20 protein-coding genes are annotated in these 21662 nt (G+C 32.1%); 13 read left to right on the forward strand and 7 right to left on the reverse strand.

Going from position 1 to position 21662, the window contains the following annotated elements; all coding sequences use genetic code 11:
• Position 1 precedes the first annotated feature (1 nt).
• On the forward strand, positions 2-340 hold the full coding sequence (glnB, locus tag Q0K76_RS08565) for a nitrogen regulatory protein P-II (protein ID WP_294614354.1): 339 nt from the start codon (positions 2-4) through the stop codon (positions 338-340).
• Position 341: 1 nt separating this feature from the next.
• Here the strand turns inward: glnB and Q0K76_RS08570 are convergent, their stop codons facing one another.
• Entirely contained in the window at positions 342-965 is a 624-nt protein-coding gene (locus Q0K76_RS08570) for a hypothetical protein (protein ID WP_294614357.1), read from the reverse strand.
• Between the two features lie 333 nt (positions 966-1298).
• Between Q0K76_RS08570 and Q0K76_RS08575 the strand changes: the two genes are divergently transcribed.
• Positions 1299-1916, forward strand: a complete 618-nt coding sequence (locus Q0K76_RS08575; RefSeq protein ID WP_294614359.1) for a TfoX/Sxy family protein — start codon at positions 1299-1301, stop codon at positions 1914-1916.
• Between the two features lie 134 nt (positions 1917-2050).
• On the opposite strand, the gene rhlB is transcribed toward Q0K76_RS08575, so the two are convergent.
• A complete protein-coding gene (gene rhlB / locus Q0K76_RS08580; RefSeq protein WP_363322444.1) occupies positions 2051-3337 on the reverse strand; it encodes an ATP-dependent RNA helicase RhlB in 1287 nt (428 codons plus the stop codon).
• Positions 3338-3430: 93 nt separating this feature from the next.
• Between rhlB and trxA the strand changes: the two genes are divergently transcribed.
• From trxA to gndA, 3 genes are all read left to right on the forward strand, one after another.
• Positions 3431-3757 (forward strand): thioredoxin, encoded by a 327-nt coding sequence (gene trxA, locus Q0K76_RS08585; protein ID WP_294614365.1) that lies wholly within the window; start codon positions 3431-3433, stop codon positions 3755-3757.
• 370 nt (positions 3758-4127) lie between these two features.
• Complete coding sequence (gene rho, locus Q0K76_RS08590) at positions 4128-5390, forward strand: transcription termination factor Rho (RefSeq protein ID WP_065617994.1); 1263 nt, start codon at positions 4128-4130, stop codon at positions 5388-5390.
• Positions 5391-5574: 184 nt separating this feature from the next.
• Positions 5575-6990: an NADP-dependent phosphogluconate dehydrogenase gene (gndA, locus tag Q0K76_RS08595; RefSeq protein ID WP_294614372.1), complete on the forward strand. Its 1416-nt coding sequence runs from the start codon at positions 5575-5577 to the stop codon at positions 6988-6990.
• 141 nt (positions 6991-7131) lie between these two features.
• Here the strand turns inward: gndA and Q0K76_RS08600 are convergent, their stop codons facing one another.
• Together Q0K76_RS08600 and Q0K76_RS08605 are read right to left on the reverse strand one after the other, a co-directional pair.
• A complete protein-coding gene (locus tag Q0K76_RS08600; protein ID WP_294614375.1) occupies positions 7132-7881 on the reverse strand; it encodes a hypothetical protein in 750 nt (249 codons plus the stop codon).
• Positions 7882-7884: 3 nt separating this feature from the next.
• Positions 7885-8940, reverse strand: coding sequence for a M23 family metallopeptidase (locus Q0K76_RS08605; protein WP_294614378.1), 1056 nt, complete (start codon positions 8938-8940; stop codon positions 7885-7887).
• Positions 8941-10035: 1095 nt separating this feature from the next.
• Between Q0K76_RS08605 and nrdD the strand changes: the two genes are divergently transcribed.
• Both nrdD and nrdG read left to right on the forward strand, forming a co-directional pair.
• Positions 10036-12174: an anaerobic ribonucleoside-triphosphate reductase gene (gene nrdD, locus Q0K76_RS08610; protein ID WP_363322446.1), complete on the forward strand. Its 2139-nt coding sequence runs from the start codon at positions 10036-10038 to the stop codon at positions 12172-12174.
• A gap of 16 nt (positions 12175-12190) precedes the next feature.
• Positions 12191-12655, forward strand: a complete 465-nt coding sequence (nrdG, locus tag Q0K76_RS08615) for an anaerobic ribonucleoside-triphosphate reductase-activating protein (protein WP_294614384.1) — start codon at positions 12191-12193, stop codon at positions 12653-12655.
• A gap of 339 nt (positions 12656-12994) precedes the next feature.
• Here nrdG and Q0K76_RS08620 read toward each other — a convergent pair whose 3' ends face one another.
• Positions 12995-14053, reverse strand: coding sequence for an FAD-binding protein (locus Q0K76_RS08620; protein WP_294614387.1), 1059 nt, complete (start codon positions 14051-14053; stop codon positions 12995-12997).
• Positions 14054-14354: 301 nt separating this feature from the next.
• Between Q0K76_RS08620 and murA the strand changes: the two genes are divergently transcribed.
• From murA to Q0K76_RS08650, 6 genes are all read left to right on the forward strand, one after another.
• Positions 14355-15608, forward strand: coding sequence for a UDP-N-acetylglucosamine 1-carboxyvinyltransferase (murA, locus tag Q0K76_RS08625; protein WP_294614390.1), 1254 nt, complete (start codon positions 14355-14357; stop codon positions 15606-15608).
• Between the two features lie 57 nt (positions 15609-15665).
• Positions 15666-16241, forward strand: a complete 576-nt coding sequence (locus tag Q0K76_RS08630; RefSeq protein WP_294614392.1) for a DJ-1 family glyoxalase III — start codon at positions 15666-15668, stop codon at positions 16239-16241.
• A 7-nt stretch (positions 16242-16248) separates the two neighbouring features.
• The gene (locus Q0K76_RS08635; RefSeq protein WP_294614395.1) at positions 16249-17163 is read left to right on the forward strand and encodes a cation diffusion facilitator family transporter; all 915 of its coding nucleotides are present in this window, start codon (positions 16249-16251) and stop codon (positions 17161-17163) included.
• Positions 17164-17237: 74 nt separating this feature from the next.
• The gene (gene pfkA, locus Q0K76_RS08640) at positions 17238-18200 is read left to right on the forward strand and encodes a 6-phosphofructokinase (protein WP_294614398.1); all 963 of its coding nucleotides are present in this window, start codon (positions 17238-17240) and stop codon (positions 18198-18200) included.
• Between the two features lie 169 nt (positions 18201-18369).
• A complete protein-coding gene (locus Q0K76_RS08645) occupies positions 18370-18621 on the forward strand; it encodes a GNAT family N-acetyltransferase (RefSeq protein WP_294614401.1) in 252 nt (83 codons plus the stop codon).
• A gap of 101 nt (positions 18622-18722) precedes the next feature.
• A complete protein-coding gene (locus Q0K76_RS08650) occupies positions 18723-19829 on the forward strand; it encodes an acyltransferase (protein ID WP_294614405.1) in 1107 nt (368 codons plus the stop codon).
• Positions 19830-20105: 276 nt separating this feature from the next.
• Here Q0K76_RS08650 and Q0K76_RS08655 read toward each other — a convergent pair whose 3' ends face one another.
• Complete coding sequence (locus Q0K76_RS08655; protein ID WP_294614408.1) at positions 20106-21146, reverse strand: hypothetical protein; 1041 nt, start codon at positions 21144-21146, stop codon at positions 20106-20108.
• Positions 21147-21401: 255 nt separating this feature from the next.
• Positions 21402-21662: hypothetical protein (locus tag Q0K76_RS08660; RefSeq protein ID WP_294614411.1), on the reverse strand; the 261-nt coding region annotated here is incomplete at its 5' end.

Raw genomic sequence — 21662 nt, forward strand, 5'->3', positions numbered from 1 at the left:
TATGAAAAAAGTAGAAGCTATTATCAAACCATTTAAACTTGACGATATTCGAGAGGCGCTAGCAGATCAAGGTATTACCGGTATGACGGTGACAGAGGTCAAAGGATTTGGGCGTCAAAAAGGGCATACTGAACTTTATCGTGGTGCTGAATATATGGTCGATTTTTTACCTAAAGTAAAAATTGAGCTGGTTGTTGCAGATGATATTTTAGACATGTGTATTGAAACAATTATGAAAACTGCGCAGACCGGCAAAATAGGTGATGGTAAGATTTTTGTTTATAACGTTGAGCAGGTAATTCGTATCCGCACTGGTGAAATGGATGAATCAGCGATTTAATTTATTGGATATCTGGACGTTCTTGTTTTAATATTTCTGTACTGACAACACCCTGAATGGAACAAATAAGAAGATTCATATTTGTTCCCTTTTCAAGTAATAATAATTTCTCTGTAGTCTCTGGTGCTGGAATAGTTTTGACTCCGACAACTGTTCCAGTATTATCGCGCCAAATTTTAATATCATCGTCAATATGACGAATTTTAGGATTGGCAATATAAAGCAAACCTTGTTCCATGTTTTTCCAATCTAAAAAATTCAGTGTATTTTTTATTTGGATAATATCATTATCAATAATAAATCCCCAAAAATAGTATTTCCCTATTTTTCCTAGATCCATTGCACTGTCATAATAACCTATAATAGTTAAATTTTTATAAGTGATAGGTGTTTTGAAATAAACATAATTTTTTTTATTATCGTTGCGATTCTCTACAGCAATATAAGCTAAATTATCATTAACAATATTAATGTTAGTGTGTTTTTGTAGTTCATTCTTATTTGCATAAACCATTTTGAAAAAATTAGGAGTACAAGGAACTAATGATTCAATTAATGGATACTTATCAGCTGATGCAACAAATGAACAACAAAAAAGAAGTAAAGTGACAATGTTTTTAAGCATGTTTATTTAAATAATTAAAGATAAATTCTATAAATTATTACCGATTGTATAATTATTACAATGGAATAACAATGTTAAAGTATTTTTTCTTTCTTTACTAAAAATTCAAATAATTTAATGCGTTTTGGTTATTATATCGGTTAGGTAACTCTAATTATGTAATGGTTTTTTATCAATAACTTAATGTTATTTATGTTCATTTCTTGGAATACAGATCTCATAATTATGAATTTATTTGAAAAATAGTTTGAGTATTAAAAAAATTACTATAGTTTAAATTGAACAGTAAGTTGTTTTCGTAAATCAATAGACTAAATGGAATGGAAATAAATTATGAGTTCAAAATTTGCAAATCAAATACTAAAAGAATTTTCTTGCTTCGATGATATTTCAATTAAAACATTTTTTGGTGGGTTTAGTATTAATAGTAAATCCACCATGTTTGGTTGGATTGGTAAAACCGGTTTTTATTTAAGGGGACATCCTTATTATCGTGATTTTTTTATTGAATCAGGTATGCAGCCATTGAATTTACCGACAAGTATTTCTACTAAATCACTTGATTATTATAAAGTTAGCGATGAATGGTTTAGAGATCGTGAAAAATTGTATTCAATAGTAAAAATGGTTATTGAATATACTCAACATGAACAAAGTGAAAAAAATAAACTTAAAGAACAACGTATAAAAGAGTTACCGAATATGACATTGTCGCTGGAAAAATTATTATTTAGTGTCGGCATTATAAATATCCCTACATTTCATGAAATAGGATATTTGGAGGCTTACAATAGGATAAAAAATAAAAAAGCGAGCATTTCGAATAATATTTTATTTATTTTATATGCCTCATTACATCGAAGGCATGTTGCTTCGTTATCTCAATCGACTAAAAATGAAATTGAATTAGCTTATCAAAATTTTTTAGAGCAAAAGGCTAAAAATACTTAAATTATTATGTATTTATGCCTTTACTCTAAATGATAAAATCACAAAAAAATGTTAAAAAATTAGTAGTATTGATGAATAATTGAATTTTTCTGGTATCGATTTTATTCATCTTATTACCCTTTTTAATAATATTTTTATTTCGTTCTTCGGCGTGTAGTTCGCTTAGTTACTTTGGGTATAGGTAAATCAACTAATAATGCAGAGGGATCGTATTGGCTAACTGGAATTGAGTGTTCAATCGCTTTTTCAATTGCAGGTAGGTTTTGTGAGTAACGTTCACAAGCAAGTGAAATTGAATTCCCTTCCGCTCCTGCTCTGCCTGTTCTACCAATACGATGTCGATAATCATCACAATCGTCGGGTAAATCGTAATTAAAAACATGGGTTACATTTTGAATGTGTAATCCACGAGCTGCAACATCGGTGGCAACTAAAATATCAAGATCACCTTGTGTAAACTGTTCTAAAATTGCTAATCGTTTTTTTTGTGCGATATCACCGGTTAATAATCCTACACGATGACCATCCGCAACTAAATGACGCCAAATTTTTTCGCAGGTTACTTTGGTGTTAGCGAATATAATACATCGTTCTGGCCACTCTTCTTCAATGAGAGTTTGTAATAAGGCTAGCTTATCTTCATTTGATGGGAAAAACAGTTCTTCTTTGATGCGATGACCAATTTTTTGTTCAGGTTCCACTTCGACATATTGTGGATTATTCATATGTTCAAATGCTAGTTCTCGCACGTTATGAGTAAGCGTTGCTGAGAAAAGCATGGTTAGACGTTGTTGTGGCGGGGTCATATGTTTAAAAATCCAGCGCACATCGCGTATAAATCCTAAGTCAAACATACGATCCGCTTCATCTAGAACTGCAACTTGAATTGATTGTAAATTGATATAATTTTGTTTGGCATAATCTATTAATCGCCCTGTGGTTGCAATTAAAATATCTACACCAGCTGATAACATTTTTAACTGTTTATCATAACCATCTCCACCAAAGGCTAACCCTAATTTGAGTCCGGTTTCTTCAGATAAACCTTCAGCATCATGGTAAATTTGCACAACTAATTCACGCGTTGGTGCAATGATTATTGCTCGAGGTTGATTGGTTTTATAATCGGGCGAGGGTTTATTATTCAATAAATGATTAAATGTCGATGCCAAAAACGCCATTGTCTTACCTGTTCCAGTTTGTCCTTGACCAGCGATATCAATTCCTTTACTAGTTAATGGCAGTGTTTTTTCTTGAATGGGTGTACAATAAATAAACCCTTTGTTATCAAGTGCTTTTATTACTAAAGGATGAAGAGGAAACTGACGAAAAGTTGTTTTTGTAAGATAAGATTGAATCATTGTAGTATCAAATATAATTATCAATGTTGGAATATTATAGCATATTAAGCACAATAACATCACTAATAATTATACCCTATTATAATAATTACTAGCTGGAAAATTCAAAATATCTTAATATTAAATTATAGTTAATTTTTTGGAGATAACCAAATGAGTAATAATATTGGATCACTTACTGAAACAACATTTGATAAAATAATTAATGATGCGACCAGACCTGTTTTAGTCGATTTTTGGGCTGACTGGTGTGAGCCATGTAAACGGTTTGCACCAATTTTAGAAGATGTAGCACAAGAATATAGTGAAAAAGTGTTAATTAATAAGTTGAATATTAGCGAAAATCCAAATATTTCACCTAAATTTGCTATTCGTGGTATTCCGACTTTGTTAATTTTTAAAAACGGTCAAGTTGTTGCCAGACATGAAGGTGCATTGTCTAAAACTCAATTAAAAAACTTTATTGATGCGCAACTTTAAAAGTTATATTAATTAATATTATTCTGTCAAATTTATTAATTGAGTGATGCTGTATGCATTACTCTTTTTACTTTTGTATTGGTTGTTTATTCTAAATATAGAAATTAGTGTTAATAAAATATAGACATTATGCTATTTTTAGTGTAAATTACCAAATTCTTACATAGCTTCCTTTCTGCCATTCATAGTTTTCTTGATAAAGTGGTAAAAATTCTATATTCAGGCATATAATTATCATTGAAAGGCTTAATAAGCAATAGCATTTATGTGTTGTCAGAGAGAGCAAAATTTAATAAATAAATGAAAAAACATACAAATTTAGCATTATTTGTAAACATATCAATTTTATCCTCAAGAATTTTTTAAAATTATGAATTTAACTGAATTAAAAAATACATCTGTTTCCGAGCTGGTAACGCTTGGTGAAAAAACAATGGGGCTAGAAAATCTTGCCCGTCTTAGAAAACAAGATATTATTTTTGCAATACTAAAACAACACGCCAAAAGCGGTGAAGATATTTTTGGCGATGGCGTGCTTGAAATTTTGCAAGATGGATTTGGATTTTTACGCTCAGCTGATAGTTCTTATTTAGCAGGGCCGGATGATATTTATGTATCACCAAGTCAAATTCGGCGATTTAATTTGCGAACGGGTGATACCATTGCCGGTAAAATCCGACCGCCAAAAGAAGGTGAACGCTACTTTGCTTTATTAAAAGTTAATGAAGTAAACCACGATAAACCTGAAGATGCCCGCAATAAAATCCTTTTTGAAAACTTAACTCCACTTCATCCTAATTCTCGTTTACGTATGGAACGAGGCAATGGTTCAACTGAAGACATCACTGCAAGAGTACTTGATTTAGCTTCACCAATCGGTAAAGGTCAACGCGGTTTGATTGTGGCACCACCTAAAGCGGGTAAAACCATGTTGTTACAAAATATTGCCCAAAGCTTAGCGGTGAATCATCCTGAATGTGAATTAGTCGTATTAATGATTGATGAACGTCCAGAAGAAGTGACAGAAATGCAACGACTAGTCAAAGGCGAAGTTGTAGCTTCAACATTTGATGAACCAGCAGCAAGACATGTTCAAGTTGCTGAAATGGTTATTGAACGTGCCAAACGTTTGGTTGAGCATAAAAAAGATGTAATTATTTTACTCGATTCAATTACACGTTTAGCTCGAGCATACAATACCGTTATTCCTTCATCAGGTAAGGTATTAACTGGTGGTGTTGATGCCAATGCATTACATCGACCAAAACGTTTTTTTGGTGCTGCACGTAATGTAGAAGAAGGTGGTAGTTTGACTATCATTGCAACGGCTCTTATTGATACTGGTTCCAAAATGGATGAAGTTATTTACGAAGAGTTCAAAGGTACGGGTAATATGGAAGTCCATTTATCACGTAAAATTGCCGAACGTCGGGTATTTCCTGCAATTGATTTTAATCGTTCAGGTACGCGTAAAGAAGATTTAATGACTTCGCCAGATGAATTACAAAAAATGTGGATTTTGCGTAAAATTCTTAACCCAATGGGTGAAATCGATGCAATGGAATTTTTAATAGACAAACTTGCTATGACCAAAACTAATGACGAGTTTTTCGAAATGATGAAGCGTTCGTAATTTTTGTCATCGATACTATACTAAAACCCATTCACTAAAGAAGTAAAAAAGAGCCGTATTATATATTGATACGGCTTTTTTTATGGCAAAATATAATGGTATTTTTTGTTAACCTATTTAAGTTTAAAATGTTGTTAAAACCTTATTATTGGGTTATATCAGACTAACATAAAGGAGCCAAATCATGTCTAAACAACAAATCGGTGTTATCGGAATGGCGGTTATGGGACGAAATCTAGCACTTAATATTGAAAGTCGCGGATTTTCTGTTTCTATTTACAATCGTTCTAAAGAAAAAACAGAAGAGGTAATGGCTGAACATTCTGATAAACAATTGGTTCCTTATTTTACCATTGAAGATTTTGTTAATTCTTTAGAAAAGCCACGTCGTATTCTCATTATGGTGCAAGCAGGTAAGGGCACGGATGCAGTGATTGATGAGTTACGTCCATTATTGGATAAAGGTGATATTATTATTGATGGTGGTAATGCTTATTTTGAAGATACCATTCGCCGTAATAAGACACTTTCCGAGGAAGGTTTTAATTTTATCGGTACCGGTGTATCTGGTGGTGAAGAAGGGGCATTAAAAGGTCCTTCAATTATGCCAGGGGGTCAGAAAGAAGCTTATGAATTAGTCGCTCCTATCTTAGAAAAAATTGCGGCAACATATAATGGTGAACCGTGTGTAACTTATATTGGGCCAAATGGAGCAGGCCATTATGTAAAAATGGCACATAATGGTATTGAATATGGTGATATGCAACTTATTGCTGAAAGCTACGCGGTATTAAAACATGCTGTTGGTCTAAATAATGATGAATTGGCTGCTGTTTTTTCTGATTGGAATAAAGGCGAGTTAGATAGCTATTTAACTGAAATTACCGCAGATATCTTTACCTATAAAGATGAAATGGGTAATTATTTAATTGATATGATTTTAGATGCGGCTGGTAATAAAGGTACTGGTAAATGGACAAGCCAAAGTGCCTTAGACTTAGGTGAACCATTGTCATTAATTACTGAATCTGTATTTGCCCGTTATATTTCAGCCATTAAAGATGAACGAGTCGTCGCTGCAAAAGTATTAAAAGGACCAAAACCAAATAGTTATTCAGGTGACAAAAAAGAATTAATTGAGAAAGTGCGTAAAGCTCTATATATGGGTAAAATTATCTCTTATGCACAAGGTTTTGCACAATTAAGAGCAGCATCAGAACAATATAACTGGCATTTAAATTATGGTGAAATAGCTAAAATCTTTAGAGCTGGTTGTATTATTCGGGCGCAATTCTTACAAAAAATTACTGATGCGTATACAGATAATAATGATATTAAGAATTTGTTGCTAGCTCCTTATTTTCGACAAACAGTCGAAGCTTACCAACAATCGTTACGTGATGTGATTTCTTTAGCAGTTCAACAAGGGATTGCAGTTCCAACTTTATCAGCAGCGATTGCTTATTATGATAGTTATCGTTCAGCTGTTTTACCGGCCAATTTAATTCAGGCACAGCGAGATTATTTTGGTGCTCATACGTATAAACGAATTGATAAAGCGGGAATTTTTCATACTGATTGGTTAAGTAGTAAGTCATAATTCTGTGATTAATTAGCAAAATAATCTTATAAAACAGCGTGCCTAGCTATCCCTTGCACGCTTAATCCCTTTAATTGTTTTATATCCGAGGTTTCCATACCTCGGTATTTACAGTTTTTGCATAAATAAATAGCTAATTTTTCAATTAATCTTCTTTTCAATATATATATTTTTTTCTGTAATATATGTTACTGTATCGTTTTCTTCTTCTTGTTCATTTGCGTATACTTTATTAAACATGAATAGAAATTCATTATTTTTATTAAAAATAGATAGAAAATATTTAGGGCTTATATATATTTCATCAATATTTTCTGAACAAATTGAATGATTTATTCGAGGTAAACTTTCATTATTAATAGCTTTATTATCACAAGTAAATTTTTTACCTTCATCAATTAAGTATATTCCACTTCTACCTTGATTAATAAAAAATTGCCCTACTAAATTAGTTTTATTCAATACAAGAACATAATACCAACCAATACCTCTTTCTTCCTCAGCTTCTAGAAGAATAATATTGTATAATTTGTTTGTTGTACTTCTATATAGATAAACATTTAGGCCATTTATATTATCTATATCGCTTGGTATAGAAAAACTTAAATTTTGATTTAAATAATTTAAGTTACAAGTATAATTTATGTTTCTACACTTAATACGATAGTCACCTAACTTCCAAGCATTATTATTGTCTGATTTTATAGATTTAAATTTCATTTCTTTATCAAACCGATGCCATGAGTTTATTTGGTGATCATTGGGAAAAGATAATAATTTATTTTCTAAGTTTGTTCCATTATTAACATGCTTTTTAGCATTAATTGGGATAACAATAATTAAATTAAAAATTATGGAATAAAGAAAATACTTAATAAAATTTAGATTCATGTTTTATTTTTTCTCATTGTTACGTCGTTTTTTTACATCAGTTTGCAATTTCTCGTCTATTGCTTGTAAATTGACAAAAAAAGCAGGATTATATCTATTGACAAGTCCTAAGCCATTACCGCTGGCTTTCATTGCAATTTCAAAATGAACATGAGGATTACAAACTCCTTTGACATTACCGGAATCTCCACTATAAGCAATTAAATCACCTGCTTGAACATTCCCATTTATTAAAACAGCAGAACTTAAATGACAATAGCGTAAATAAAAATAATCTGCATTTAAATTAAATCCATTACCACTAACTACTTCATCTTTATACTCTAATGAATAGTTATTTATTGAATCTCTTAAATGATCACCTTTAATTTTAAGGACTAAAACATTTCCATAGCCATTGGAGCCTTCATTTTTATATTGTATTATTTCACCATCAAGACATGCATAACATGGTGTATTAATATCAGCAAATAAATCTAAACCATTATGTGTTTTCTTTTGCAAACTTTTGGTTTCTTCATTCCAAAATGAACGAACTTTGCCGAAAGCACCATTAGACGGTTTAATATTATCACTTGAGTTATAATAAGTTCTTTGCGAATTCTTCAATGGCTCATGCCACAATTTTATTTTAATATTAAAATAATTAATTAAAGTAATAGGATGGATAAACCACGCTTTGCCGTTTGGGTTTAGTGTGGCTGGTGGTGGGGCTTCAGGTTCGGTTTGTTCGGTCGGGGTGCTTGGGGTGCTTTCATTTTCACTTATCGCACCTGAGTCGGTTGTTGATTGATTTTGATTGGCTAACCCTTTAACCACATCATCCCACCATAAACACTGTTTGATTTTCTCTTTTTCTTTTTCCCACTTTGCTACGTCAGTTTCTAGCTTTTGCATATAATAATATTGTTCAAGCTGTGCTGGATTGAGCTTTTCTTTTGGATTTTGTTTATAATCTGCCGGAAATTGACTTATTTTATCGCGTCGCTCTTGTAATCCTGCTGCTTCTTCTGAGTCGGCGGTTTTTCCGATATTCTTATTGAGGCGTATATACATCATTTTCTTTCTTCATGTGCTATCACGGTTTATTGGCTAATCATTGGTAAAAGAAGATGCTGTATAATCTATCCAAGCCTTGAAAAGGTTATTTAACTATTGATTCTTTAATAAGAAATTACAAAATAATGAAACTAAATGAATTAAAACAAATTTTGAATAATAAAAAAATCCCTGTGTCGTTATATAGTCTTAATGGAATTAAAGATGGTGATTGTTTATGTATTATTATTAAATAATAAATGGCAGTTAATACATATCGACCGTGGAAACAAAACTTTATAGGTGAATTTAATTCAAATGACAAACTTAGTCTTATTACATAAGCAGTATATTTTTACAATTTAGGATAAATCAAATTAGGCCGTTATTAAACTTCAATAACCATTAAATTCGAATCTACGTTACAAGATTGGACTTAAGTCGTTCGTCCGTAGCTCCAGGGTATGGTGTGATTTACTAGAACAATGATAAGGCAGTCCCATCAAAGATGGCTCATTTTTTACTTTAGTTAGTCAACAATAAATATTGTTATGGTTTGTTAAAAACGTTTTTTAAAAGAGCAGTAACTGCCAATATTTGTAAAGATGTTTCAGGAATGATATACGTTTTAGTATAAGTAATGACAATTTTAGTGAATTGATAACTCATTATATCGAAGATATCGATATTCTTTTCCGTTAAAGAGTGAGCCATTGTGGGTAGAAGTAATAAATCATATTGATTTTTGTTCGTTTTTAACTGGGGCGGTTGATCTTTCATAAAAACAAAAATTAGGTATAACTGATAGCTATGGACTTGCTAATCATTATTAAATGAAAGATTAACAAACCCTAAAATTATTAGTAATTATCGAGTTGAATGTTGTCAAGCAATTTATTTATTAATATTCCTAGAAAAACACAATATATGGTGTATAATTAAAAATAATTATCTATATGTAGTATTGCATTGAATTAAATGGTATGGAATCCCTGTCTAGATTAAAAGCCTAATATTCTTATAAAAAATAATTATTTTAAATAATAACATGAATATTATTGTTGCTATAAAAAAACTCTAACAAGAGATTTAATCATGAATTAAGGTTAAGGAGTAATTATGCCTGTAGTAATTAAACGAGATGGCTGTCAAACTGCATTTAATGAAACTCGAATTAAAGACGCAATAGTTAAAGCCGCTGTAGCAGCTAATGTAAATGATTCTGATTATTGTGCAGCAGTTGCTCGCGTAGTCTCTAATCAAATGTCTAAACGTGAGAGTGTAGACATTAATGAAATCCAAAATGCTGTTGAAAATCAATTAATGTCAGGTCCTTATAAGAAGTTAGCAAGAAAATATATTGAGTATCGACATGATCGAGATCGAGCACGGGAAGAACGTAGTCGATTAAATCAAGATATTCGTGGACTAATCGAACAAAGTAATGTTGCGATTCTTAATGAAAATGCTAATAAAGATAGTAAAGTAATTCCAACCCAGCGTGATTTACTCGCAGGTATTGTTGCTAAACATTATGCTAAACAATATATATTACCTAAAGAAATTTCGCGAGCTCATGATCGTGGAGAGATCCATTATCATGATTTAGATTATGCACCATTTTTCCCGATGTTTAACTGTATGTTGATTGATTTAGATGGTATGTTGACTAATGGTTTTAAAATGGGAAATGCTGAAATTGAACCACCAAAATCAATTGCTACTGCAACTGCTGTAACAGCACAAATCATTGCGCAAGTTGCCAGCCATATTTATGGTGGCACCACTATAAATCGTATTGATGAAATCTTAGCCAAATTTGTGACTATTAGTTACCAAAAACATAAACAAGTTGCAGAGGAGTGGCAAATCCCAAATCCAGAGGCTTATGCTGAAAGTCGTACTCAAAAAGAGTGTTATGATGCATTTCAATCGCTTGAATATGAAGTTAACACATTGCATACCGCTAATGGGCAAACTCCATTTGTTACTTTTGGTTTTGGATTGGGTACAAGTTGGGAATCACGTTTGATTCAAGAGTCAATTTTAAAAATCCGCCTCAAAGGTCTTGGTAAAAATCATAAGACAGCAGTGTTCCCAAAACTGGTGTTTGCTATTAAAGATGGTATTAACCATAAGCCTGGTGATACTAATTATGATATTAAGCAACTTGCTTTAGAATGCGCAAGTAAACGTATGTATCCAGATATATTAAATTATGAAAAAGTCGTTGAAGTTACAGGATCGTTTAAAACACCTATGGGGTGCCGAAGCTTTTTAAGTGTATACGAAGAAGATGGAAAGCAAATCCATGATGGCCGTAATAATTTAGGTGTGATTAGCTTAAATTTACCTCGTATTGCCATTGAAGCACAGGGTGATGAAACTCGTTTTTGGGAATTATTGGATAAACGGTTAGCTTTATGTAAAAAAGCTTTAATGACTCGTATTGCACGTTTAGATGGTGTTAAAGCACGAGTAGCACCTATTTTATATATGGAAGGGGCTTGTGGTGTTCGTCTTAAAGAAGATGATAATGTGTCCGAAATCTTTAGAAATGGTCGAGCATCAATCTCTTTAGGTTATATTGGTATTCACGAAACCTTAAATGCACTTTATGGTAATCAATCTCATCCTTTTGATAGTGACACTTTACGTGAAAAAGGAGTAGCTATTGTTGAGCGTTTACGTAAAGCAGTTGAGCAGTGGAAAGATGAAACTGGTTATGGGTTTAGCTTATATAGTACACCAAGTGAAAATTTATGTGATCGATTCTGTCGATTAGATACTGCTGAATTTGGTATAATTCCTGGAGTGACAGATAAAGGTTACTATACTAATAGTTTCCATCTAGATGTTGAGAAAAAAGTAAATCCATACGAAAAAATCGAGTTTGAAAAACCCTATCCATTTGTTGCAAATGGTGGATTTATTTGTTACGGCGAATATCCTAACATGATCAATAATATTAAAGCGTTAGAAGATGTATGGGATTATAGTTATACCCGCGTTCCTTATTATGGTACCAACACACCAATTGATGAGTGTTATGAATGTGGCTACACCGGTGAATTTTCATGTACCAGTAAAGGCTTTGTTTGCCCAAGTTGTGGTAATCATGATTCATCTAAAGTCTCTGTTACTCGCCGTGTTTGTGGTTATTTAGGTAGTCCTGATGCTCGTCCATTTAATGCCGGGAAACAAGAAGAGGTAAAACGACGAGTGAAGCATTTAAATAATGGTCAAATTGGTTAATGATTGATTAATATTTATGAATTATCATCGCTATTATCCAGTGGATGTCGTTAATGGCGAAGGGACTCGCTGTGTACTTTTTGTCGCAGGCTGTGTACATCAATGTCGTGGTTGTTATAACAAAAGTACATGGGGCTTAGATTCTGGTTCACCTTTTACGCAGGCCCTTGAAGATCAAATTATCAAAGATCTACAAGATACCGAGATAAAACGTCAAGGATTATCGCTTTCTGGTGGTGATCCATTACATCCACAAAATGTGCCAACCATACTTAAATTGGTTAAACGTGTCAAAACCCAATGTCCTAATAAAGATATTTGGCTTTGGACTGGTTATAAACTTGATGAACTAACTCCCGCACAACAAGAAGTGGTATCGTATATTGATGTGTTAATTGATGGTAAATTTGTTCAGGAGCTTGCTGATCCCAAATTACTTTGGCGAGGTAGTAGTAATCAAGTTATTTACCGTTTTAAATAATCTAATTATAAGATGTTAGAAGTTATGCCGATTTAATAGATATGAAATGGTTTCACGGTAATTAATTTTACGATTTTCACTGCTTGATGAGGTAATATGCAGATCGGTAATTTTGCCATTATTTATGTCATAACCTTAACCATATAGGTTCACTTTTTGATCTGGTTACCATACTGGCTGAATAATTGTTGAATGATCCTCAATGACATTTAATCCACATAAAATTTCCATACCAGAATCAGAAAGAACTCCACACTAATAGTGTACTATAACGGCACTATCAATCTGCTTATCTACATTAACACTGGTTTTGACCTATCTTTTGATATCTATTTTTTTTTAGATTGTATTAATGTGTTGGATTTTACTTTTCATAATTAACTTGCGCCATAATGGTGTGGTTAAGATTTTTGCTTTTACAATTTTGCTATATAGTTTTAATCGTAATTGAATTGTTTTTTGATAATAACTCGCATTGGGTTTTGGATGATTGTTATTTAATATTTTACTTAAAATTTCAGCACTATCGAGTGCATAACTAATTCCTTCTAAAGAGCTAGCACTAATGAATCCTGCTGCTTCACCAATTAAAAAAATGTTTTCATTACCAGTATAAAAATCACGGAATCGATTTGGGTAAACCACAAGACATTTTTCAGTTTTGATCGGAGTACCAAAAATAAACCCCTGTTTGGTTAGTTTTTCTTTCAATAATTCAAAATGTTCATTGGCAGTTTTTTTCGGGAATGCTCCACCAAAGATGAAATATCCATCTTTAGATATGCTCCATGCATAACAATTGGTTAATTTATTATCGAAAATGCAAGAATAAAATGGGTTTGAATGTTCTTCATTAAACCATTGTTGGATAGCGACATATTGTCTAATACTATGGTTAGGATAGCGCATCCGTCTAACTACAGAATTAGCGCCATCAGCACCAACAATATATTTGGCGGTAATTTTGTGTTCTATTCTATCATCAGTAATATAGGTGATTTGATAACCATCAATGATACGTCTAACTTCTTTACATAACGTATTATGGCAAACGGTAACTGTAGATGGTATTAGCGATTTTAGCCATAGATCAAATTTGTGTCGATTAAAATTCACATAACTACGCTGATAATTACGTATTAATTGGGTTTGGAGGTCATAGGTTTTAACACTAAAAATTTGTGGATTAGTTAAAATATCAATAGGCATATTTAACTTTTGTCGAATAAAGGCTTTTTGTGCATCATTCGCCAATAACCCACCACAAGGTTTAGAAAATCCACCATTACTTGACTGGTGTTTTTTATCTAAAGCAATAACTTTAAAGGATGGATCTAGTAAACGGGCTAGTGTACTACCAGCAGGACCAAGGCCTATTATTGCGATATCGTAATCCATATTACTTTATATTATTTATCTAAAAGTTTTGATAAATTATCATTTTATCAAATTAACAGAACCGTGGCTATTAAAGATATCAATCTATGAATTAAGGCTATTTTGTAAAAATGGTTTTAGGTTAGCTTTATTTTTAAGTAAAAAATAACTACTTTTTATAAAACAATAGGTAATTTATTAATTTGCAACTGTTTTCAAAAATGCTCGGTGTTAATGGTTTGATCTATTTTCATAAATTGATTTAACTCTTTGTAAATAGCTTTTATAATATCCGTCGGTTTATTTGGTATAAGAGTTTATAATGGAAAAATTTCATGTTATGGGGCCTACTTCGCTAAATGGCGAAGTTGTTATTTCAGGAGCTAAAAATGCCGCATTACCAATTTTATTTGCGGCGATTTTGGCAGAAAAACCTGTAGAAATACAAAATGTTCCTAAATTAAGGGATATTGATACTACTTTAGAATTATTGAGTCAATTAGGTGTTACTTGCCAACGTAATGGTTCTATCTATCTTGATGCTAGTCATCTTAATAATTACTGTGCTCCTTATGAATTAGTCAAAACTATGCGCGCATCCATTTGGGCTTTAGGTCCGTTAGTTGCGCGCTTTGGTCAAGGTCAAGTTTCACTTCCTGGCGGTTGTGCTATTGGAGCCAGACCCGTTGATCTTCACATTTCAGGTTTACAACAATTGGGGGCAACTATCACTCTGGATGAAGGATATGTGAAAGCTACAGTGGATGGACGACTAAAAGCTGCTCATATTGTAATGGATAAAGTGAGTGTTGGTGCAACTGTTACTATTATGTCTGCTGCAACTTTAGCTGAAGGTAAAACTATAATCGAAAATGCTGCTTGTGAGCCTGAAATTGTTGATACAGCAAAATTCTTAAATATGCTAGGCGCAAAAATTAGTGGTGCAGGTACAGTACGCATTGAAATCGATGGCGTTGAAAAACTAGGTGGTGGTGTACATAAAATTGTTGCCGATCGTATTGAAACAGGTACTTTTTTAGTTGCGGCAGCTATATCAAGAGGTAAAATTATTTGTCGGCAAACCGATCCAACATTACTCGATTCAGTGATAGCTAAACTCAAAGAGGCTGGTGCATATATTGAAACAGGTAACGACTGGATTAGTTTAGATATGCATGGTAAAAGAGCTAAAGCGGTTAATATTCACACAGCACCTCATCCTGGATTCCCTACCGATATGCAAGCTCAATTTTCATTATTGAATATGGTAGCTGAAGGTACCGGAATTATTAAAGAAACTATTTTTGAAAATCGATTTATGCATGTGCCTGAGTTAATACGTATGGGGGCAAGAGCTGAAATTGAAGGTAACACATTAATAACTCATGGCGTTGAAAAACTAAGTGGTACTCAAGTGATGGCAACAGACTTACGCGCATCGGCAAGTTTAGTTTTAGCCGGTTGTATCGCAGAAGGTTCAACTATTGTTGATCGTATTTATCATATTGACCGAGGTTATGACAACATAGAAGAAAAACTAAGAAAGTTAGGTGCAAATATTGAAAGGATGAAGTAAATTCATCCAATGGTTAAAACTTATCTGGACGGTTTGTTGGCTAAGAGAGGTACAATAATGATAAAGCAAGCATTAGTATTTTTGTCAAATGGTTGTGAAGAAACCGAAGCTGTTACCACAATTGATTTATTAACTCGTGCGGGTATTAACGTCACAAGTGCTAGTATTTACAATACTTGTGAGGTTAAGTGTTCACGAGGGGTAACAATATTAACCCAAAGTACTTTATCTGAAGTTCAAAATAAGGATTTTGATGTAATTGTTTTACCGGGAGGATTAAAAGGCGCAGAAAATTTTCGAGATTGTGCGGTATTAATCGATATGTTAAAACAGGCACATCAAAAAGGGGGTATTGTAGCTGCAATTTGTGCATCACCAGCAATGGTTTTACAGTATCATAATTTATTCCCCGATGCGCGTATGACTGGTTATCCTGAGACTAAGGATGCGTTTATACATTGGCAATCAGAAAGAGTTTATTTTGATGACAAAAATAAGGTTATCACCAGCCAAGGTCCTGGAACATCAATTGATTTTGCTTTAAAAATTATAGATGTTTTATTAGGTCGGGCAACTGCAGCTAAAGTTGCTCAGCAACTTATTTTGCCAATAGGTATAGACAGCTATCAATAGGTACAAAATGCCAAAATCATCTTTGTACGAAAAATCAGTCAAAAAAGCGACATTGAGTGCTGTTTTAGTCTCTATTTTTCTAATTATAATTAAATTAGTTACCTGTTGGTTGACTGGATCAATGAGTTTATTTGCTTCATTACTTGATTCTAGTATTGATTTGTTAGCTTCAGGGCTCAATTTCTTTTTAGTCCGTTATGCTCTAAAACCGGCTGATGAAGAGCATACCTTTGGTCATGGTAAGGCTGAATCACTGGCTGCATTAGCACAAAGTACCTTCATTATTGGTTCTGCTACTATTTTATTGTTATCAAGTATTAAGTCTATAATTCATCCTAGTGATATTCAATTGCCGATACTTGGGATTGTTATATCAGCCGTTTCAACGGTTATTACATTTGTGTTAGTTTTATATCAAAGACATGTAATAACATTAACGGCTAGTAAAGCTGTTCAGGCTGATATGCTACATTATTCATCTGATATGTTTATGAATATTGCCGTTATATTCGCGCTATGTTTAAGCTGGTATGGTATTACCTATGCTGATGCTATTTTTGCTTTCTTTATTGCTTTATATATTTTTTATAATGCTTATAAAATTGCCTATAATGCTATACAAGATCTACTTGATAGAGCTTTACCTGAAAGTGATAACATCAAAGTTGCAAAGATAGTTGCCTCATTTCCTGATGTACATGGTTTTCATGATCTAAAAACTAGACAAGCGGGTCCTGTAAAATTTATACAATTACATGTTGAACTGGATGATAATATGCCTTTAATCAAAGCGCATGCTATTGCAGATTCTATTGAAAAGTGTATCTCTATAGAGTTTTCACCTGCAACGGTTATTATTCATCAAGATCCAATTTCAGTTGTGCCTGTTGAAATGATGCACACTAAAAATCAATCAAAATAGCCTATATCATCTATTGTTAGTTATCTTTTAAGAATCTATAATAGCCGAAAGTTAATAATTTGGAGTTATTTTATATGATAAAAAAAATAGGGATTTTGACCAGTGGTGGCGATGCGCCAGGAATGAATGCAGCTATTCGTGGTGTTGTTCGAACTGCATTAACCGAAGGTTTGGATGTGTTTGGTATTTATGATGGTTATTTGGGACTTTGTGAAAATCGAATTGCTCAGCTAGATCGTTATAGTGTGTCAGATATTATCACTCGAGGTGGTACTTTTTTAGGTTCAGCAAGATTTCCTGAATTTAAAGATAAATCGGCTAGAGAAAAAGGTATTGCTAACCTAAAACAACATCAAATTGAGGCATTAGTTGTTATTGGGGGTGATGGGTCTTATATGGGCGCAATGCGATTAACAGAAGAAGGCTTTCCATGTATTGGGTTACCCGGTACTATTGATAACGATATTCGTGGTACAGATTATACAATTGGCTACTTTACTGCACTTAGTACTGCGGTGGAAGCAATTGATAAATTACGCGATACCTGTTCTTCTCATCAGAGAATTTCTGTTATTGAAATTATGGGAAGAGATTGTGGTGACTTAACCTTAAATGCTGCTGTTGCTGGTGGGTGTGAGTTCATGATTATTCCTGAGGTCGCCTATACCAAAGAAGATCTGATTGAAGAAATCAAACTCGGTTTTGCTAAAGGTAAAAAACATGCGATTGTTGCAGTAACTGAACATATGTGTGATGTAAACCAACTTGCAAAAGATATTGAAAATGCAGTTCATCATGAAACACGAGCAACCGTATTAGGCCATGTACAGCGAGGTGGTTCGCCTGTTCCTTATGATCGTATTTTGGGCTCTAGAATGGGGGCTTATGCAGTTGAATTATTATTACAAGGTTATGCAGGACGATGTGTTGGTGTACAAAATGGTAAATTAGTACATCATGATATTGTGGACGCAATCAATAATATGAAGCGTCCTTTTGATGTTGATCTTTACAATACCGCAAAACGTTTATTTTAAATCAGCATTAAAAATAAATTAGTTTTATTGTAGGTGGATAATTAATATGCGAATCATTTTCTTTGCATTATTAAATATTCACCTTATTTTTTTGGGAAATTAACTTTTTACAAAACTTGTAACGCATAGATTATTCTATAATAAATTAATTTTAGGGAATGAAAATATTATGTCATTACATTACTTGGAAGATAGTGATCGTTTTTATGTTTGTGATAGTACGAATCAGGAAATCGCAGAAATGACATTTACTCGCATAGGGGAAAATAAAGCAACAATCGACCATACTTATATTGCCCCTACTTATCGCGGACAAGGAATTGCAGATGAGTTATTAAAGTTAGTGGTTAAAGCATTACAGCAAGAAAAACGTGAGATTATTCCGCTGTGTTCATTTGCACTTAAAAAATTAGACAAATAAATTTGTTACCACCCTCGTTATTGCACCTGATATTATTGAGGTCTTTTCTCTCATATTATTTTGCAAAGATTAGTTATAAACGTTTGAATATATGATAATGTATGGCAATTTATATTTATTGCTTTATCAATATTAAAATGGCAACACAAAAAGCTCAGAAAATTCAATCTATTCACGTTTTACGTGGCGTGGCAATTATAATGATTGTTTTCAGTCATTGTTTGGGAGTATTTAAAAATAGTAGCTTAATTTCAAATAGTTATCTATTTTCATTCTTAAATTTATTTGCCTTTAATTTCACAGCTTTTTTTGTATTAATTGCAGGTTTTTTATTTCAACATTTAACCTATAAATTTGATACCAAAACCTATTATTTATCTAAATTTAAGACTGTTGTATGTCCTTATATTTCAGTTTCTATTTTCTGTTTTCTTTTTTTTCATTATCAATATTTATCTAATCTACCTTGGTATAGCGCAACAGAGCCGAATATTGTCAGTACTATTACTAAAATGATGTTAACAGGTACACAGTTATTACCGTTATGGTTCATGCCTATGATTATAATTATTTATTTAATGGGACCACTACTTTATTATTGGTCTAAAAAAAGTTTAATTATTGTTGGGCTTATTGCTATGTTCTGGGTAGTCATATTTACTAAACCTGATTTTACCCAGCCTTTTTTGAATTTGATGCATTTTGGACCTGTCTATTTAATTGGAATGATGATAAAGCAGAATTATGAAACCATTATGAAAGTAGTAAAAGATAATTTATTTTTAATTATTTCTTTTTTTTGCTTGTGCTTTTTTGTGCCATATATTTATCGTTATGTTAATCAATTAGGCCTAGAAAAACTTTATTTAGATACATTGCAAAAAATCATTTTGTTTATATTAGCGCTTTATTTTTTAGATGGGCTGAATCATAAAACTAATAATGGCAAAATTTATAATTTTTTATCTTATATGGCCAATATCAGTTTTCCTGTTTACTTTATTCACGAAATTATTGTGTTATCTCTGGAAAAATGGTTAATGGCATTACCTATTGGTGATGTAATAAAAACAGATAATGGTCAATTAGCTTCTTTGGGAGCAGTAAGTTTTTTGGTGTCTACGTTAGTGATAAGTGTACTCATTGCTAATATGATAAAATTTATCTTTAAAGATAAAGCAAAATTTCTTATTGGTGCGAGTCGTTAAAATAAAATTACGTACATGAAAAATAATGTCGGTGTTGTTTTAATATACCCCGAAAAATTTTGGATATTTTGCATATTTATTTGTAAAGTATGTTTGTTTATTTATCAGAAAATAACAGTTATTTATTTTTATCAAATATTGAAAAAAAGTAAAAAATGTCAATTAAGTAGTGTTTGTATGATTTTTTGAAAAATGTAAATTGATTATGCATATTAATGCATATAATTTATCTAGAAAAATTACAAATTCTGTTTATGATAGGTAAATATTTTATAGTTATGGTTGCGGAGGAGGCGAAGGAAAACTTTTTATCCACTTGTCATAATCCCATTTTATGTTTTGCTGAATCGCAGTTAACTCTGTTTCACTATGTTTTATATCTTCTGGTGTTAAATGTTGTTTAATCTGCTGTACTAATGTTTGACTATAATGATAGAGTTCATCATTTTTCTTATCATCCTGAGGATTACTTTCCATTCTTGTTGATGTTTTATAGTTACTATAAGCTTGATTGACTAATTCAGACCATGCTAATGCCTTTTCCAGATTTTTATTCTTACCTATGCCATAAAAATAGGTTTCAACTAATCTTACCAAACAATATAAATTGCCATGTTTTGCTGATTGTTCAAAATAACTGATCGCTTCTGTTAACTCTGAGTTTGTCAGTGTTGGAATAAATTCTGGAAGAGGTTTAATAATAACAGAAAATTCTGTATATTCCTTGTATCCTGATCTTTGATTGAATAGTATGCTATGAGCTAATACAAGGTGATAAGCTTCATTTTGTTTGACAACATTTCTCATATAGGTAATTCGTTTATTGTGTTCAAGTGTATGATCAAAATAAACCACATAAAGTATGGGATATAAATAACCATGATCAGCTAATACTCGCATAAAATCAAATTCATGCAAGTCAAGAATTGCTGGTTTTGTTAACTGATGACCATAAATATCAACTAATTGATTTTTGTGTGATTTTATAAATAACTCTAATGAATGCTCTGGATCAGGTTCAATTTCATACTGATTTTTAGTTATCTTTATATACTGTATCATGGCATATTTATCCCATTGATACGCCTGTTTTACTAATTCTAATAAAACATTTTTATCTTTTATATAAGGAATACCTATCATATAAGCCTTTTCCAACATTTCTTCTGCATATTCCTTTGTCCACAATTCATTTTGAGGTAAGGGTGACAATTCAACGACATAATCCATCTTCATGTTCTTTTTAATTAGTAAAATAGCAAGCAACAAAACAATGATTAATGTAATAAATACAGATAGAAATTTTTTTTGGGGCATAATCATACTCAAATATAATTTAAATTATTTTCGTTAAATGAATTTTTTGTACTTTGCGCAAAGATTCATTATTGATATTAAATAATCTATAATGTCAAATTTGTCAATCTTTAAGCGGTTTTATATTTAGGATCTATTTTATACTCATTTTCAATTTTTGCGCCTGACTTATAATTCCTAATAAAATATCTCGGTATATTTTATCTTATCGGTTATTTTGTCTCTTTTGACCATTATCAAAATAAGCAATGCACTCTATATTGGCATAGGGAACTTACAATTAAGATCAATATTCGATTCACTATATGTCCAATAAACATATTGAATGATCTCACTTAATGAAAACAAATATGACAAACAAATTTGGCTAAATAAAAGGCAAACAGAAAAAATATAAAGATCTTTACTTGCCAAAAAAAAAGAAGTGTTTATAATGCGCATCCACTGACACGGCGTCAGCAAAAAGCTGGTAGCGATAAGGTTAGTGAATTTAGTGATTAAGATCAAAAATTTTGA

Origin of the sequence: uncultured Gilliamella sp. (assembly GCA_945271295.1) — a bacterium.
Taxonomy (GTDB): domain Bacteria; phylum Pseudomonadota; class Gammaproteobacteria; order Enterobacterales; family Orbaceae; genus Gilliamella.